This is a genomic window from Nocardioides sp., assembly GCF_035429765.1.
Taxonomy (GTDB): Bacteria; Actinomycetota; Actinomycetes; order Propionibacteriales; family Nocardioidaceae; genus Nocardioides.
Map to the genome: position 1 here is coordinate 1 of NZ_DAOMFK010000018.1, position 17,285 is coordinate 17,285.

General features: G+C 71.5%; 13 protein-coding genes. 7 read left to right on the top strand and 6 right to left on the bottom strand.

Going from position 1 to position 17,285, the window contains the following annotated elements:
• Positions 1–670, top strand: a 670-nt coding sequence (locus tag PLP61_RS03475; protein WP_324500388.1) for an SDR family oxidoreductase, incomplete at its 5' end; no start/stop codon positions are given.
• Between the two features lie 69 nt (positions 671–739).
• Here the strand turns inward: PLP61_RS03475 and PLP61_RS03480 are convergent.
• A complete protein-coding gene (locus tag PLP61_RS03480; RefSeq protein ID WP_324500390.1) occupies positions 740–3,232 on the bottom strand; it encodes a GcvT family protein in 2,493 nt (830 codons plus the stop codon).
• A gap of 66 nt (positions 3,233–3,298) precedes the next feature.
• Here PLP61_RS03480 and hflX point away from each other — a divergent pair, with 66 nt between their 5' ends.
• A complete protein-coding gene (hflX, locus tag PLP61_RS03485) occupies positions 3,299–4,804 on the top strand; it encodes a GTPase HflX (protein ID WP_324500391.1) in 1,506 nt (501 codons plus the stop codon).
• Between the two features lie 9 nt (positions 4,805–4,813).
• Here the strand turns inward: hflX and PLP61_RS03490 are convergent, their stop codons facing one another.
• The 4 genes from PLP61_RS03490 to PLP61_RS03505 are packed head-to-tail and all read right to left on the bottom strand — an operon-like array spanning position 4,814 to position 8,801.
• Entirely contained in the window at positions 4,814–5,626 is an 813-nt protein-coding gene (locus PLP61_RS03490; RefSeq protein WP_324500393.1) for an ABC transporter permease, read from the bottom strand.
• Positions 5,623–6,471 (bottom strand): ABC transporter permease, encoded by an 849-nt coding sequence (locus PLP61_RS03495; RefSeq protein ID WP_324500395.1) that lies wholly within the window; start codon positions 6,469–6,471, stop codon positions 5,623–5,625. Before PLP61_RS03495 ends, PLP61_RS03490 begins: the two co-directional genes overlap by 4 nt.
• 3 nt (positions 6,472–6,474) lie before the next feature.
• Positions 6,475–7,689, bottom strand: a complete 1,215-nt coding sequence (locus PLP61_RS03500) for an ABC transporter substrate-binding protein (protein WP_324500397.1) — start codon at positions 7,687–7,689, stop codon at positions 6,475–6,477.
• A complete protein-coding gene (locus PLP61_RS03505; RefSeq protein WP_324500399.1) occupies positions 7,686–8,801 on the bottom strand; it encodes an ABC transporter ATP-binding protein in 1,116 nt (371 codons plus the stop codon). The genes PLP61_RS03500 and PLP61_RS03505 overlap by 4 nt, the downstream gene beginning before the upstream one ends.
• Before the next feature lie 293 nt (positions 8,802–9,094).
• On the opposite strand from PLP61_RS03505, the gene secD reads away from it, so the two are divergent.
• On the top strand, positions 9,095–11,413 hold the full coding sequence (secD, locus tag PLP61_RS03510; protein WP_324500401.1) for a protein translocase subunit SecD: 2,319 nt from the start codon (positions 9,095–9,097) through the stop codon (positions 11,411–11,413).
• Positions 11,414–11,465: 52 nt separating this feature from the next.
• Here the strand turns inward: secD and PLP61_RS03515 are convergent, their stop codons facing one another.
• Positions 11,466–12,998, bottom strand: coding sequence for an APC family permease (locus tag PLP61_RS03515; protein ID WP_324500403.1), 1,533 nt, complete (start codon positions 12,996–12,998; stop codon positions 11,466–11,468).
• 205 nt (positions 12,999–13,203) lie between these two features.
• On the opposite strand from PLP61_RS03515, the gene PLP61_RS03520 reads away from it, so the two are divergent.
• Genes PLP61_RS03520 through PLP61_RS03535 form a run of 4 tightly spaced genes read left to right on the top strand, consistent with a single transcriptional unit; the run spans position 13,204 to position 17,278 of the window.
• On the top strand, positions 13,204–14,676 hold the full coding sequence (locus PLP61_RS03520; protein ID WP_324500406.1) for an aldehyde dehydrogenase family protein: 1,473 nt from the start codon (positions 13,204–13,206) through the stop codon (positions 14,674–14,676).
• 30 nt (positions 14,677–14,706) lie between these two features.
• Positions 14,707–15,657, top strand: a complete 951-nt coding sequence (locus tag PLP61_RS03525) for a DODA-type extradiol aromatic ring-opening family dioxygenase (protein ID WP_324500408.1) — start codon at positions 14,707–14,709, stop codon at positions 15,655–15,657.
• A gap of 10 nt (positions 15,658–15,667) precedes the next feature.
• On the top strand, positions 15,668–16,522 hold the full coding sequence (locus PLP61_RS03530) for a fumarylacetoacetate hydrolase family protein (RefSeq protein WP_324500410.1): 855 nt from the start codon (positions 15,668–15,670) through the stop codon (positions 16,520–16,522).
• A 33-nt stretch (positions 16,523–16,555) separates the two neighbouring features.
• Positions 16,556–17,278, top strand: a complete 723-nt coding sequence (locus tag PLP61_RS03535) for a gamma-glutamyl-gamma-aminobutyrate hydrolase family protein (protein WP_324500412.1) — start codon at positions 16,556–16,558, stop codon at positions 17,276–17,278.
• Positions 17,279–17,285: the final 7 nt, after the last annotated feature.

Consider the following 17,285-nt stretch of genomic DNA (forward strand, 5'->3'; position numbering starts at 1 on the left):
CCTGCAGGCCGACCGGGGACAGGCCCTGGCCGACGAGATCGGGGGCGCCTTCGTCTCGGTCGACGTGACCTCGACCGACCAGCTTCGGACGGCGGTGGAGCGGGCCGCCGAGCTCGGCGCGCTGCGGGTGCTGGTCAGCTCGGCGGGCATCGGCTCGGCGCAGCGCACCATCGGCCGCGACGGGGAGTTCGGCTCCGCGCACGACTTGGCGGCGTTCAGCCGGGTGATCGCCATCAACCTCGTGGGCACCTTCGACGCCATCCGGCTCGCCGCCACGGCGATGAGCCGGCTGGAGCCGACCGACTCCGGGGAGCGGGGAGCGATCGTCGCCATCGCCTCGGTCGCCGCGTTCGACGGCCAGATCGGGCAGGCGGCGTACGCCGCGTCCAAGGGCGGCATCGTCGGGATGACCCTCCCGGTCGCCCGCGACCTCGCCGCTGCGGGGATCCGGCTGAACACCGTGGCGCCGGGGCTGGTCGACACGCCGATCTACGACTTCGCCCCGGACCCCGAGGAGTTCAAGGCCAAGCTCGGCGAGAGCGTGCTCTTCCCGCGCAGGCTCGGCCGGCCCGAGGAGCTCGCGTCGATGGTGCTCGAGTGCCTCACGAACTCCTACATGAACGGCGAGACCGTCCGCGTCGACGGCGGCATCCGGATGCCGCCCAAGTGAACTCCCAGGACGTCATGGGAACAGAGCAGACGTCGGCTCCCTCCGGATGACGTCCCGCGGGGCTGAGGGTCAGGCGCGGACCCGGGCCGAGGTGGGGTCGTACATCGGTCGGAGCGAGACCTCGGCCGCGTGCCGAACCCCGGCCACGTCGACCTCCCAGCTGCCCGCGGCCAGCCAGTCCGGCGTCACCGGCGCACCCTGCCCGTGCACCATCGCCAGGCCCACCGCCGAGCCCAGCGTCCAGCCGTACGACGCCGCGCGCACGTAGCCCACAGGGATCCCGTCCCGGTGCACCACCTCGGCGTGGTAGAGCAGCGGCTCGGGGTCGAGCAGCCGCAGCTGCACCAGCCGCTGCGGCATCCCGCCGGCTGCCGCGTGGGCCTGCCTGCGCTCCAGGACCGCCTCGTGGCCGACGAACCCGCCCGGCTTGTCCAGCGCCAGCGCGAAGCCCAGCCCTACCTCGAGCGGGCAGTCGGTGTTGTCGATGTCGTGGCCGAAGTCGCGGTAGGCCTTCTCCATCCGCAGCGAGGCCAACGCCTTGAGGCCCACCGGACGCAGCCCGTACGCCGCGCCCGCGGCGCCGAGGGCGTCGTACACCCGCGCCGCCGACCCGGCCGGCACGTACAGCTCATAGCCCAGCTCGCCCAGGTAGGTGATCCGGGCGCAGAGCACCCGCACCCCGGCGACCTCGATCCACCGGGCGGTGCGGAACGGGAAGGCGGCGGTCGACAGGTCGGCGTCGGTGAGGGCCGCGAGCACGTCGCGCGAGCCCGGGCCCTGCACGTTGAGCTGGGCGAAGTCTGCGGTCACGTCGGTGACACCCGGCCCGGTGCCCGGCTCGTCGAGCCCCCGTCCGTCGAACCCGTTCCGGGCGAGCCAGGCCAGCACGTGGCCGTGGGCGGTGTCGGAGGCGACCACCCAGAAGTCGTCCTCGGCCAGCTTGGTCACGGTGAGGTCGGCCTCGATCCGACCCCCCTCGTCGAGCCACTGGGTGTAGGTGATGGTCTCGGCAGGGCCGTCGACGGCGCCGGCGGAGACCCGATCCAGGGCGACGCCGGCGCCCGGCCCGCGGACCCGCAGCTTGGCCATGAACGACATGTCCATCAGGCCCGCCGCCTCACGCACCGCCCGGTGCTCGGCCTCCCACTGCGTGAACCACGGGGCACGGCCCCAGGTCGGGGTGGCGGTGGGCCGGGCGCCGGCGCCGGCGAACCAGTCGGCGCCCTCCCAGCCGGACACCTCGCGCAGGTAGCCGCCCTGGGCGACCAGGCGGTCGTGCACCGGGGACAGCAGGCGGTCGCGGGCCGTGCGGAGCTGGGTGCCCGGGGTGTGGGCGGCGTAGACGGTGCCGAGGATCTCGGTGGTCCGGGCCGCGCGGTAGCCGTCGTCGGCCTGGTAGGGGCGGAACCGGTCGACGTTGAAGCCGGTCACGTCGACGTCGGGTCGTCCGGTCGTGATCCAGTGGGCCACCACCCGGCCCAGGCCGCCGGCGGACAGCACCCCCACCGAGTTCATGCCGGCGGCGACGAAGTAGCCGCGCACGCCGGGGGCCTCGCCGACGGCGGGGGCGAGGTCGGGGGTGAACGACTCCGGACCGCAGAAGAAGGTCCGCACCCCGACCTCGAGGGTCACCGGCACCCGCGCCATGGCCTTCTCCAGGAACGGACCCATCCGGTCCCAGTCCGGCGGGATCTGGCCGAAGGAGAAGTCGGCGGGGACACCCTCCACCCGCCACGGCGCCGCCTGCGGCTCGAACAGCCCCACCATCATCCCGCCGCCCTCCTCGCGGTAGTACCCGTAGGAGGAGGGGTCCTCGAAGATCGGGGCGTCCGGGTCGATCCCCTCGATCGTGTCGGTGATCAGGTAGTAGTGCTCCGCGGCCTGGTTGGGGACCACCAGGCCGTTGCGCGCGCCGAGCTCACGCGCCCACATGCCGGCGCAGTTGACGACGTACTCGCACCCGACGGTCTCGCCCGTGGCGACCCGGACCCCGGTCACCTGCCCGGCCGGGGCGAGGACGTCGGTGACCGCGACCCCCTCGACGACACGGACGCCGAGCTGCTTGGCGCCCTTGGCCAGGGCGGTGGTGAGGTCGACCGGGTTGACCCGCCCGTCACCGGGCACCCAGAAGCCGGCGAGCAGGTCGTCGGTGCGCGCCCAGGGGAACCGCTCGGCGATCTCGGCGGGAGGGATCTCGTGCACCTCCAGGCCCAGGTGGCGCTGGAACGCCGCGACCCGGCGGTACTCCTCGAGCCGGTCCCGGTCTGCGGCCGCCTCGATCAGCCCCACCGGCCGGAAGCCGGTGGCCTGGCCGGTCTCGGCCTCGAGCCGCGAGTACAGGTCGCGGGAGTAGAGCCGGATCGCGGTGGAGGTCTCCGAGGTGGAGCCGAAGCAGGTCATCAGCCCGGCGGCGTGCCAGGTGGTGCCCGAGGTGAGCCGGTCCCGCTCCAGCAGCACCACGTCGGTCCAGCCGGCGTGGGCCAGGTGGTAGGCGATCGAGCAGCCGATCACACCCCCTCCGATGACGACGACGCGGGCCCGGTCGGGGAGCTGTGTGGTCACCGACCCAACCTAGCGCCGCGATATCGGGTCGCGTCGACCCTCCGGGCGACCTACCCTTGACACCGTATGACGAACGCACCTGACTTCGACCTGAGCTCCGAGCTGGCCGCGACCCGCGGCTGGGAGGAGGAGCCGACCGACGACGAGGGCTGGGAGTCCGGCTACGCCGAGGAGCCCGCGGATGCCGAGGGGCCCGACCCCGAGGAGACCACCGGCGACCTCGACCTCGCCGAGCGCCACGCCCTGCGCCGGGTCGCCGGGCTGCACACCGAGCTCGAGGACATCTCCGAGGTCGAGTACCGCCAGCTGCGGCTCGAGCGGGTGGTCCTGGTCGGGGTGTGGACCGAGGGCACCGTCACCGACGCCGAGAACTCCCTCGCCGAGCTCGCCCTGCTCGCCGAGACCGCGGGCTCGGAGGTCCTCGACGCCGTCTACCAGCGGCGGCAGCGGCCGGACCCGGCGACCTACATCGGTCGCGGCAAGACCGAGGGGCTGCGCGAGATCGTCGCGGCCACCGGGGCCGACACGGTGATCTGCGACGGTGAGCTCGCGCCGTCACAGCTGCGCAACCTCGAGGACCGGCTCAAGGTCAAGGTGGTCGACCGGACGGCACTCATCCTCGACATCTTCGCCCAGCACGCGAAGTCCAAGGAGGGCCAGGCGCAGGTCGAGCTGGCCCAGCTGTCGTACATGAAGCAGCGGCTGCGCGGCTGGGGTGGCAGCCTCTCGCGGCAGGTCGGCGGCCGCGTGGCCGGCGGGGCCGGGATCGGTGGCCGCGGCCCCGGTGAGACGAAGATCGAGACCGACCGGCGACGGATCAACACCAAGATCGCCAAGCTCCGCCGCGAGCTCGCCGCGATGAAGGGCACCCGCGACACCAAGCGCCAGGAGCGGCGCCGCCACCAGGTGCCCAGCGTGGCGATCGCCGGCTACACCAACGCGGGGAAGTCCTCGCTGCTCAACCGGCTCACCGGCGCCGGGGTGCTGGTGGAGGACGCGCTGTTCGCGACGCTGGACCCGACCACCCGGCGGACCACGACCGCCGACGGCCGGGTCTACACGATGTCCGACACCGTCGGCTTCGTCCGGCACCTGCCCCACCAGCTGGTGGAGGCGTTCCGCTCCACGCTGGAGGAGGTCACCGACTCCGACCTCGTCCTGCACGTCGTCGACGGGTCGCACCCGGACCCCGAGGGGCAGATCGCCGCCGTGCGCGAGGTCTTCGCCGAGATCGGCGCCGACAAGGTTCCCGAGCTCATCGTGATCAACAAGGCCGACCTCGCCGACCCGATGGTGCTGGCCCGGCTGCGGCAGCGCGAGCCCCACTCGGTGGTGGTCTCCGCACGCACCGGCGAGGGCATCGCCGAGGCCCGGGCCCTCGTCGAGGGCGAGCTGCCCCGGCCGGGGGTCGCCTTCGCCGCCCTGGTGCCCTACGAGCGCGGCGACCTGATCAACCGGCTGCACCAGCAGGGGGAGATCGCCTCCCTGGAGCACACCGCCGAGGGCACCCTGGTGCGCGGCCGCGCGCACGCCGACCTGGCCGGCGACCTCGCGGCGTACGCCGTCAGCTGACGCCGACGCTCAGCGGGCGCCGGCGGCCAGCGACTCGCCGCCGCCCGCGAGCCTCTGCGACAGCCACACCGGGATGACCGACAGCACGATCAGGACCGCGGCGACCACGTTGACCACCGGCGCCTGGTTGGGCCGGAACAGGTTCTGCAGGATCCAGATCGGCAGGGTCTGGATCCCCTGACCGGCGGTGAAGGTGGTCACGATGATCTCGTCGAAGCTCAGTGCGAAGGCGAGCAGCGCCCCGGCCAGCAGCGCCGAGCGCAGCATCGGCAGGGTCACCAGCCGGAACGTGGTGAACCAGCCGGCACCCAGGTCGGCGGAGGCCTCCTCGAGGTTCCCGCCCATCCGGCGCAGCCGGGCGATCGCGTTGTTGAACACCGTGACGATGCAGAACGTGCCGTGGGAGACGATCAGCGTCAGGAAGCCCAGCTTGATCCCGAACATGGTGAGGAACACGTTGGCCAGGGCGATACCGGTGACCACGCCCGGCAGCGCGATCGGCAGGATGATCAGCAGCGAGACCGTGTCGCGGCCGAAGAAGGAGAACCGGCTCAGCGCCAGCGCCGCCATCGTCCCCAGCACCAGGGCGATCGTGGTGGCCACCAGCGCCACCTCCACCGACACCAGGATCGACGAGCGGGCCCCGGGGGAACGCCAGGCCGCCGCCCACCACTCGGTGGTGAACCCGGTCGGCGGCCAGGCGAAGGTGTTGGAGGTGTTGAACGAGTTCAGCACCACCAGCGCCAGCGGGGCGTAGATGAACGCCAGCACGAGCAGGGTGAGCCCGCCCAGCAGCCAGCGCGCCGATCGCGTGAGGGTCACAGGTTCTCCAGGGCGCCGGTGCGGCGGACCGCAGTGAGGTACACCAGCATGATCACGACCGGGATCGTCGACACCGCCGCCGCGAACGGCATGTTGTTGCCGGTGAGGAAGCTGTCGTAGACCACGTTGCCGAGCATCTGGTTGGTGCCGCCGACGATCTTGACGGCGATGTAGTCACCCAGGGTGAGCGAGAAGGTGAAGATCGAGCCCGCCACGAACGCCGGGAACAGCACCGGGAGCACGATCCGCCGCATCGTCATCGCGGTGGAGGCGCCGAGGTCCGCCGACGCCTCGAGCAGCGAGTCCGGCAGCCGCTCGAGGCCGGCGTACATCGGCAGGATCATGTAGGGCAGCCACAGGTAGGACAAGGTGACCACCGTCGCGACCAGCCCGTAGCCCGGCGTCCCCAGCCCGAACGGCTCGAGCAGCCAGGCCACCGGGCCGGAGGAGGAGAACATGCCGCGCCACGCGTAGGTCTTGACCAGGTACGACGCCCACAGCGGCGTGAGGACCAGGACCACCATCAGCCGCTGCCGGCGTACCGAGGCCACCTTGCCCATGTACAGCGCGATCGGCAGCGCCAGCACCGCGTCGATCAGCGTCACCGCGACCGCGGTGAGCAGGGTGCGCGCGGTGATCGTGCGGTAGACGTCGACGGTGAACAGCTCGCGGTAGTTCTCCAGCGTCCAGGTGCGCTGGATGCCCTGGCCGTAGGGGCCGACCGTCCACAGCGAGGTGAGGAACAGCGCGGCCAGCGCCCCGAGGTAGAGCACCCCCAGCCACAGCATCGGCGGTCCGAGAAGGAGGCCGAGCTGCAGCCGGGGGTGCCGTCGTGAACCTGCCAAGGGTCAGCCCTTGATCTCCGTCCAGGCCGTCTGCCAGTCCTGGTAGGTGGTGCACTTCACATCGGTGCGCCCGTCCAGGCACTGCTCGATCGGCGTGGTCCAGTAGTGGATCTGCTCGGCGTAGGCCTCGTCACCGGCGTGGTAGGACTCGCAGAAGCCCTCGCTGGTCAGGTCGCAGGCCTTCGCGTTGGACGGAGCCTCGCCGAACCACTCCGCGACCTGGGCGTTCGCCTCGGGGCTGATGATGTGGTCGAGCCAGGCGTAGGCGCAGTTGCGGTGCTCGGTCTTCGAGCTGACCATCCAGGTGTCCGACCAGCCGGTGGCACCCTCCTCCGGCAGGATCGCCTCGACCGGGACCTTGTCGGCCTGGGCGAGGTTCACGATGACCTGCCAGCTGGTCCCGATCACCGAGTCGCCGTTGGTGAACGCCTGGATCTGCTTGAGGTAGTCCGACCAGTACTCACCCACGTGCTTGTTCTGCTCCTTGAGCAGGTCGACCGCGGCCTTCAGCTGGTCCTCGTCCAGTGCGTAGGGGTCCTTGATGCCCAGGTCCGGCTGGGTCTTCATCAGGTACAGCGCCGCGTCGGCGATGTAGATCGGGGAGTCGTACGACGTGACCTTGCCCGAGTAGTCGGCGGCCCCGTCGAAGACCGCGCCCCAGCTGGTGGGGGCCGGCTTGACCACGTCGGTGTTGTACATGAGCAGGTTCGCGCCGTAGCCGTGGGGCACGCCGTACATCTGGCCGTTCACCGAGTTCCACGGCCGGACCTTGAGGAAGCCCCACACGTCGGCGTAGTTCGGCACCAGGTCGGTGTTGACCGGCTCGACCGCGCCGCTGGCGATCAGCCGCAGCGAGGCGTCACCGGAGGCCGACACCACGTCGTACTCCCCGGAGTTCATCAGGTTGACCGCCTCGTCGGAGGTCCCGAAGACCTTGACGTCGACCTGGCAGCCGGTCGCCTCCTCGAACGGCGTCACCCAGTCGACCTTCGGGTCCGTCGAGCCGTCCTCGGCGTAGCCCGGCCAGGCGAGCACGCTGAGCGTGCCCTCGTTGTCGCCCAGCGAGTCGGCCATCGGCAGGTCCGGCGGGGTGAATCCGCTGGCCCCCTCCTCACCGCTCGAGGAGCCGCTGCTCCCCGAGTCGGTGCCGCAGGCGACCAGCGCCAGGGCCAGGACCGCACCCGTGGCGGCGGCCCGGGTCAGTCGGGTCCTTCTCATGTGTTCTCCTTCATCGGTGTCGGCGCGGGCGCCGATGCTGGCCCCGGGGCGGCGCCGTCGCCACCCCGGGGGGTTCCTCCCGAGCTGAGGTCGATGACGTGCTCGTCGGCCCAGGCGAGCTCCACGCGCTCGCCGCGCCGGCTGAGCGCCTGGTCGGCGGTGCCGTGCAGGTTCTGCCGCAGCACGGTCAGCGTGGCGCCGCCCTCCAGCTCGACGAGGTAGTGGTTGACCGGCCCCAGGTAGACCACGGCCGCCACCACCCCGCGCGCCCGGACCGGCTCGTCACCGAACTCGCCGTCGCTGCCGAAGTGGATCTTCTCCGGGCGGATGCTGAACGTGCCGTCGCGCCCGAGCACGGCGCGGGCGGAGGCCCCGGTGAGCAGGTTGGAGGTGCCGACGAACCCGGCCACGAAGTCGGTCGCCGGCGCCTCGTAGAGCCGGGCCGGGGTGTCGACCTGCTGGACCCGGCCCTCGTTGAAGACCGCGATCCGGTCGCTCATGGTGAGCGCCTCCTCCTGGTCGTGGGTCACGAACACGAACGTGATCCCGACCTCGCGCTGGATCTGCTTCAGCTCCAGCTGCATCTCGCGCCGCAGCTTGAGGTCCAGGGCACCCAGGGGCTCGTCGAGGAGCAGCACCTTCGGCCGGTTGACCAGGGCCCGGGCCAGCGCCACCCGCTGCCGCTGGCCTCCCGAGAGCTGGCCGGGCCGCCGCTCGGCGTACCCCGCCAGCCGCACCGTCTCTAGCGCGGCGAGCGCCCGCTCGCGACGCTCGGCCTTGGGGACCTTCTTGACCCGCAGCCCGTACTCGACGTTCGCCTGGACGTCCATGTGCGGGAAGAGCGCGTAGTCCTGGAACACCGTGTTCACGTCGCGGGCGTGCGGCGGCCGGCCGGTGACGTCCTGGCCGCCGAGCAGGATCCGGCCCGCCGTGGGCGCCTCGAAGCCCGCGACCATGCGCAGCACGGTGGTCTTGCCCGACCCGGAGGGGCCGAGCATGGAGAAGAACTCGCCGTCCTCGATGGCCAGGTCGACGCCGTCCACGGCGGTGACCGGACCGAAGTGCTTGGCGATCCCCTCGAGACGGATGGCCGGAGTGGCTGGCTCACTCACGGGGTCTGACGTCTCCTTCGTCCGGTCGGTGGGGTGTGGGCAGCACCCTAGGTCAGCGGATTCCCTTGCACAACGACCTCGTGGGTACCGATTTCGTTGCGATCCTGCGCCGAGGACGTCGTACCGCCGGGGCGGAGCCCCTCGCCCCCGGCCAGATCCAGATAGTCCGCCGCGATTCTCACCATTGTCGAGCCCGAAATGATGATTTTCGCGGCGGACTGTCTCCGAAGCGGCCCGAAGGGTGGCCGCCGGGCGATTTGAGCCGGGTCAACGTCTGGGAGAGCATGGGGCGCATGTCTCGCGCGGTGCTGGTCCGGTTGCTCCTCGTGCTGGGCCTGCTCGGCGGCTGCCTGGCGCTGGCGCTGACCCGGGAGCCGCGGCTGGGACTGGACCTCCGGGGCGGCACCCAGATCACCCTCCAGGCCAAGGACAGCGACCGGGTCCAGGCCGACGCCGAGGCCACCGACCGCGCGATCGAGGTGCTCCGCGGCCGGGTCGACGCCCTCGGCATCGCCGAGCCCACGCTGACCCGCGCCGGGGAGAACCGGATCATCGTCGAGCTGCCCGACGTGCAGGATCCGCGGCAGGCGGTGGAGACCATCGGCCGCACCGCCCAGCTGACCATCCACCCGGTGCTGCGCGCGGTGGCGCAGGCGGACGCCGACCCCTCGCAGAAGGGCAACCTGGTGCTGGCCGACCAGGACCAGGGGGGCTTCCTGGAGGTCGGGCCGGCCGTCGTCGACGGGTCACAGGTGAAGTCCGCCGACGCACAGAACGACCCCACCAGAGGAGCGGACTGGACGGTCTCGATCGACTTCGACAAGGAGGGCGGCTCCGCCTGGCGGACGATGACGGCCGAGGCCGCCTGCCACCAGGACGACCGTCGGCGGGTCGCGATCGTGCTGGACGGTGCCGTCATCTCCTCACCGCCCGTCGCCTCCTCCGTGGCGTGCGGGGTCGGGATCGGTGGGAACGCCACCGAGATCACCGGCGGGTTCACCTTCGAGGAGGCCGACGAGCTCGCGGTGCTGATCGAGGGAGGCGCGCTGCCGCTCCCGGTCGAGGTCATCGAGCAGCGCACGGTCGGGCCCACCCTCGGCAAGGCGGCCATCGAGGCGTCGTGGAAGGCCGCGGTCCTCGGGCTGCTGCTCACCGGGCTCTTCATCGCCGCCGTCTACCGGCTGGTCGGGCTGCTCGCGACGGTGGCGCTGGCGTCGTACGCCCTGCTCGCCTACGGCATGCTGGTCGGCCTGGGCTCCACCCTCACGTTGCCGGGGCTGGCCGGGTTCGTGCTGGCGATCGGCTTGGCCATCGACGCCAACGTGCTGGTCTTCGAACGCGCCCGGGAGGAGTACGCCGCGGCCCCGCGGGCCGGCCTGCGCCGCGCGCTGACCACCGGGTTCAACAAGGCCTGGTCGGCGATCCTGGACTCCAACGTGACGACGCTGCTCGCCGCGGCGCTGCTGTTCTTCCTCGGCTCCGGGCCGATCAAGGGGTTCGGGGTCACCCTGTCCATCGGTGTGCTCGCCTCGATGATCTCGGCGCTGGTGATCGCGCGGGTGCTGACCGAGCTGGGCGTCTCGGTCCCGGCGGTGGCCCGCCGCCCGCGGATCACCGGGATCGCCACCGTGGGCCGGGTGCGCACCTGGCTGGAGGAGAGGCGCCCCGACCTGATGTCACGACGCCGGCTGTGGCTGGGCATCTCCGGCGCGGCACTGGTCCTCGCCGTCGGCGGCATCGTGTCCCAGGGGCTCAACCTGGGTGTGGAGTTCACCGGCGGCCGAGTGCTGGAGTACTCCACGACGGACCGGCTCTCGGCTGACCAGGCCCGCACCGCGGTGGCGGACGCGGGGTTCCCCGAGGCCACCGTGCAAGAGTCCGACCAGGACAAGATCTCGGTCCGGGTGGGGCAGATCAGCGACGACGAGGCCGCCTCGATCCGGGACGCCCTCGCCGAGGCGGGCGGCAGTGCCACCCTGGAGCGTGACGAGAAGATCGGCGCCTCGCTCGGGACCGAGCTGCGGGACAAGGCACTGATCGCCTTCGGCATCGCCCTGGTTGCGCAGATGCTCTACCTGGCGGTGCGGTTCAAGTGGACCTTCGGTCTCTCCGCCGTGCTGGCGATGTTCCACGACGTACTGATCGTGACCGGGGTCTTCGCCTGGCTGGGCAAGCCGGTCGACGGGATCTTCCTCGCTGCCGCGATGACGATCATCGGGCTCTCCGTGAACGACACCGTCGTGGTGTTCGACCGGATCCGGGAGCGGTGGCACGCCTCGCGCGGTGAGGCGTTCACCGAGGTGGCCAACCGTGCCGCGGTCGAGACGATGCCACGCACGGTGAACACCGGTCTCGGAGCGATGTTCATCCTGGCCGCGCTGGCCTTCCTCGGCGGCGACTCGTTGCAGGACTTCGCGATCGCGCTCCTGCTCGGCCTCGCGATCGGCACCTACTCCTCGGTGTTCACCGCCACTCCGTTGGTGACCTACCTGCAGGAGCGGTGGCCGATGCCGCGCGTGGCCAGGCAGCGCCAGCGGGCTGCCCAGGGTGGCCCGGGCTCGGGGCTCGGCCGGCGCCCCGGCGATCCCTCCGACTCCGGCGCCGTCCTCTGACGGGTCGGCGGGAAAACAGCGACGGGTCGACGGGAAAACTGCGACGGGTCGGCTACTCGTGGAGCTGGATGCCGCGGTGCCGGCCCATCTGGGCGAACGCCTCCGGCTCGCGCCGCTTGAGTGCGGCGGCCGAGATGGCGCCGATGACCACCGCGACCGGGATCAGCCCGACCAGGAACGTGGTCACGGCGGTGCTCGCCCCGGTGACGAACTTGAACTGGCTCGTGGCGTACACCGACAGCACCAGCAGCCCGATCGCCGCGAGGATCGGCGCGATCGTCGAGCGCCACCTGCTCGGCTCGAGCCCGGGGTTCCTCGCGAAGAAGACCGCGACGGCGATGGCGGAGAACGCCATCAGGTAGGTGATCGCCAGGGTGCCCAGCTGGGTCAGCCACGGGAACAGCTGCAGGTCCGGGGACTTGTCACTGAGCCAGAAGTAGCCGACCACGACCGCGGCGAGGATGCTCTGGCTGATCGACCCCATGTGCGGGGACAGGTGCGCCTGGTGGGTGCGGCCCAGGGTCTCGGGGACCAGCCCCTCGCGGCCCAGGGCGTAGGCGTACCGCGCCACCGCGTTGTGGAAGGCCAGCAGCGCCGCGAACAGCGAGGTGGCGAAGAGGAACAGCATCACCTTGCTCGTCATGAAGCTGCCGATGTAGGGGTCGGCCATCGCGAACAGGAAGTCCGTGGGCTGCGGGAGCCCGTTCACCGACGGGTCACCGCCGATGAACGGCACCAGGGTCGGGTTGTCGCTGTAGGCGTTGACCATCAGCCACGAGGTGATCATGAAGAAGATCCCGATCGTCAGCACCGCGAGGTACGTCGCACGCGGGACCGTGCGCTCCGGGGTCTTGGCCTCCTCCGAGTAGATCGTGGTCGCCTCGAACCCGACGAACGACGCCGCGGCGAACAGCAGGCCGATGGCCGGTGAGCCGGACCAGAACTCCGACCAGGAGAACGCCGAGAAGCTCAGCGTCTGCTCCCCGTTGGGGCCGCCGAGGCCGCCGCCCTTGACCAGCACCATCAGGTCGAAGAGAGCCACGATGGCGAACTCGCAGGCGACGAGGATGCCGAGGACCCGCAGGGACAGGTCGATCTGCCGGTAGCCGAGCACCGCGATGATGGCGAGCGCGATGAAGGCGAGCAGCCACCACTGGACGTCCCAGCCGAACGCCTCGGCCAGGAACGCCGAGGAGATGACGCCCCACAGGCCGTAGAGACCGATCTGCATCGTGTTGTAGCCCAGCAGCGCGACCCAGGCCGCGGCACCGCCCGCGTGGCCGCCCAGCGTCCGGGCGATGTAGGAGTAGAAGGCCCCCGTCGAGGTGTGGTGCCGCGCCATGGCGACGTACCCCACGGCGAAGACGAGCATCACCGTGGTGACCACCAGGTAGGCGGCCGGGACGCCGGCGCCGTTGCCCAGCAGCATGGCGAACGGCGCGCCACCGGCCATGCCGGTCAGCGGGGCCACGGCGGACACCACGAAGAAGGCGATGGCGAGGGCGCCCAGACGCCCGTGCTTGAGCTTCTGCTCGTCCCGGCGGGCGATCGAATCCGAGGTCTGGCTCGACTCGGCGTTGGTCATGGAGGACTCCAGGGTGGTGGCGGACGCGACCGGCCCTCCCGAGGCTGCGACGTGGTGCGCCAGGTCACAGGTGAGGCCGTTTGGGTCCGTACGATAAGGCCGCCCGGCCCCCTTGCCAAGCACCGTTTCGAGGATTCGCTCCTTCCTTGACCCTCTGCAGGTGACCCAATACGTTTGGCCCCTAACGAGTTCGGAGAGGAGCGGTATGGCGGAGCACGCGGTCAGCGCCGAGGTCGAGGGCGTCAGCGTCGACCTTCGACACTGGATCGGCGGGGAGCGGGTCTCCTCCGAGAGCACCTTCGCCGACATCTCGCCGATCGACGAGACCGAGCTCGCTCAGGTCCACTCCGCCGGTGCCGAGGAGGTCGACCGCGCGGTCGCCGCCGCCCGGGCGGCGTTTCCGGCCTGGGCGGCCCTGCCGGTGGCGGAGCGTTCGGCGATCCTGCGGCGCGTCGCCGACGGGGTGGAGGCGCGGGTGGAGGACCTCTCGCGCGTGGAGACCCGCGACAACGGCTCGCTGATCCGCAGCCACCGCCGTGGCGTGATGCCGCGGGTGGCGATGAACTTCCGCTTCTTCGCCGACTACGCCGAGCAGCTGGCGCACCCGGACCTGGAGGTCCGCGGCCACCGGGAGCGGGTCACCTACGACCCGGCCGGGGTCGTTGCCGTGATCACCCCCTGGAACGCGCCGCTGATGCTGGCCACCTGGCGGATCGGCCCGGCGCTGGCCGCCGGCAACACCGTCATCCTCAAGCCGCCGGAGTGGGCCCCGCTCACCGCGAGCCTGCTGGCCGACATCACCGCGGAGGCGGGGGTCCCGCCAGGGGTGTTCAACGTCGTCCAGGGCACCGGGATCGGGGCAGGGGCGCCGCTGACCGCCCACCCGGGGCTCAACCGGCTGGCCTTCACCGGCTCGGTGCCCACCGCCGGCGTCATCGCCGCGGCGGCCGCACCGAACATCGTGCCGCTGTCCTTCGAGCTGGGCGGCAAGTCGCCCCTGGTGGTCTTCGACGACGCCGACCTGGACCTGGCGGTGGACCTGGCGGTCGAGCAGTTCGACAACGCCGGGCAGGTCTGCCTGAAGGCTGCCCGGATGCTGGTGCAGTCCTCGATCGTCGAGGAGTTCACCCGGCGCGTCGTGGAGGGCGCGGCCAGGCTCCGGCAGGGGGACCCTCGCGACGAGGAGACCGACGTCTCGGCGCTGATCACGCGCCGCCACTTCGAGCAGATCAGCGGGTTCGTGGAGCGGGCGATCGCCGACGGCGCCCGTCCGCTGCTGGGCGGCGGCCCCCACGACGAGCTCGGCGGGCTGTTCTTCCGGCCCACCGTGCTGGTCGACGCGAAGCCGGGCTCGGAGATCCTCACCGAGGAGGTCTTCGGGCCGGTCGTCACGATCGAGTCCTTCGAGACCGAGGAGGAGGCGGTGGTGAAGGCCAACGACACCCGGTTCGGCCTCGCCGCGACCCTCGTCACTGGAGACCCCGAGCGGGCCGAGCGGGTCTCGGCGGCGCTGGAGGCCGGGACCGTGTGGGTCAACTGCTTCTTCGTGCGCGACCTCGGCGCCCCCTTCGGCGGCAACGGCCGCTCCGGCATCGGCCGCGAGGGCGGGGTGTGGTCCTTCGACTTCTACACCGACATCAAGAACACCGTCTTCGCGCCGAGCGGGTGGAGCTCATGACTGGCGCGCCGAGCGTTGAGGGAGTGACCCATGGGTGAGGTGGTCGGCGCCGGGATCCTGGCGCACGTGCCGACGATCATGCTTCCGGAGGAGACCCGGCGGGAGCTCAACCGGGGCCCGGACTTCAGCCTGGTCGAGGCCCTGCACCAGCTGCGCCGCGACGTCTTCGAGACCCTCGACTACGACACGGTCGTCGTCTTGGACTCCCACTGGTTCACCACGGTGGAGTTCGTCGTCACCGCCCAGGACCGGCGGGCGGGACTGTTCACCGCCGAGGAGCTGCCGCGTGGCATGTGCCGGATCCCCTACGACTGGCGCGGGGACCCCGAGCTGGCCTGGGCGATGCACCGGCTCGACGCCAAGCACTCCACGTGGATGACGGCCATCGACGACCAGTACCTGCCGATGTACTACGCCACGCTCAACCTGTGGAAGTACCTCGGCGAGGGCCTGGACAAGCGCTGGATCTCGGTCAGCGTGGCGCAGACGGGGGAGACCGAGGACTTCCTGCGCGCCGGACGGGTGCTCGGGGACGCCATCGCCGAGGTCGACCGCAAGGTGCTGCTGATCGCCTCGGGTGCGCTGTCGCACACGTTCTGGAAGCTGCGCCAGCTGCGCGACCACGAGGCGGCCGCCCCCGAGCACATCCGCACCCCCGAGGCCTACGCCGCGGACCTGGCCAGGATCGCCTGGTTCAAGGCCGGCGACCACGCGCGGGTGCTGGACACGATGCCCGACTTCATGCGGTACCGGCCCGAGGCGATGTTCGCCCACTACCTGATGCTGGCCGGCGCGGTGGGCGAGGGTGACTGCACCGCCACCGCCCGGCAGTACGGCGACTACGAGAACTCCATCGGCACCGGGCAGGTGCACCTGTGGTTCGACCGCCCCGAGGGCGGCTTCCCGCGCCCGCACGCCACGCCCCCGGACCCGGAGTACACCCGGCAGATGGCCGGCCCCGACCTGACCGCCGCCGGCTGAGAAGGACACCATGAGAGAGACCCGCCGCATCCTGCTGGACGGCAACCCCGTCGACGTCGTCCGGCACGGCGACACCCTGGTCGCCGGTGACGGCCGCGAGGTCGCCGTCGCCGACGCCCTCCACCTGCCGCCGGTGACGCCGACGAAGATCGTCTGCGTCCACCTCAACTACCGGTCGCGGGTGGAGGAGATGATGACGACGCTGCCCCCGGCGCCGACGTACTTCCACAAGCCGGTGTCGGCCCTGAACGCCCACGACGCCGCCGTGGTCCGGCCCGAGCGCTGCAAGTGGCTGAACTACGAGGGCGAGATCGCCATCGTCATCGGCCGGACCTGCCGCAACATCGCCCCGGCCGAGGCGGGCGACTACATCCGCGGCTTCACCGTGGCCAACGACTACGGCCTGCACGACTTCCGCGACACCGACTCCGGCTCGATGCTGCGCGTCAAGGGCGCGGACACCCTGTGCCCGGTGGGCCCCGGCGTGGTGGAGGGCTGGGACTTCCGCGGCAAGCGCATCCAGACCAGGGTCAACGGGGAGGTCAGGCAGGACGGCAGCACCGACGAGATGGAGTGGGACATGCACTACCTCGTCGCCGACATCGCCCGCACGATCACCCTCCATCCCGGCGACCTGCTGCTGTCGGGGACCCCGGCGATCTCGCGCACCGTCTACCCCGGCGACGTCGTCGAGGTCGAGGTGGAGGGGCTGGGCACCCTGCGCAACCACATCGTGTCCGGGCCGACCCCCGTCCGCGACGACGTCGGTGCCCAGCCGACCGAGTCGGAGGAAGTACTCTCGACCGCGCAGGGCGGCGACTGGGAGTTCCGGGGGATCCGCAAGCCGAAGCCGCCCGCGCACTGACCACAACCCGCCTTCACACCGAGGACCGACCCGATGGCCCGCCGGCCGCTCATTGCCATCCCTTCCCGCTTCTCCACCAGCGCCTCGGCGCTGCGCCACCGTGCCGAGGTCGCCTCGCGCAACCTCGTCGAGGCGGTGTACGCCGGCGGCGGTGAGCCGCTGCTGGTCCACCCGGACGCCCCGGACGGCACGGCCGACGACGCCGAGGTGTCCGAGCGGCTCTGGTGGGCCGACGGCGTGCTGCTGCCGGGCGGCGGTGACCTGGCCGCGCACTGGGCCGGGCAGTCCGACCACCACACCCTCTACGACGTGGACGAGGAGCAGGACGCCTTCGACCTGGCCGTGGCCCGGCACGCGCTGCGCCACCGGGTCCCGCTGCTGTCCATCTGCCGGGGGACCCAGGTCGTCAACGTGGTGCAGGGCGGCACGCTGGTGCAGGACATGGACGAGCACGACAGCGAGCTCTCCCACCACCGCAACCACATGCACCACGTGACCGTCGACCACGGCACCAGGGCCTCGACGATCCTGGGGGAGTCGGTGGAGGTCTCCTGCTACCACCACCAGTGCATCGCGGGTCTGGGTGAGGGGCTGGCGGTCACCGCACGCTCGGAGGAGGGTGTGGTCGAGGCCGTCGAGATGTCCGGGTACGACGGGTGGTTCCTGGGGGTCCAGTGGCATCCCGAGGACACCTGGTCGAGCGAGCCCAAGCAGCTGGCGGTGGTCGCCGCGCTGGTGGAGGCTGCGCGCCGCTGAGCGACCG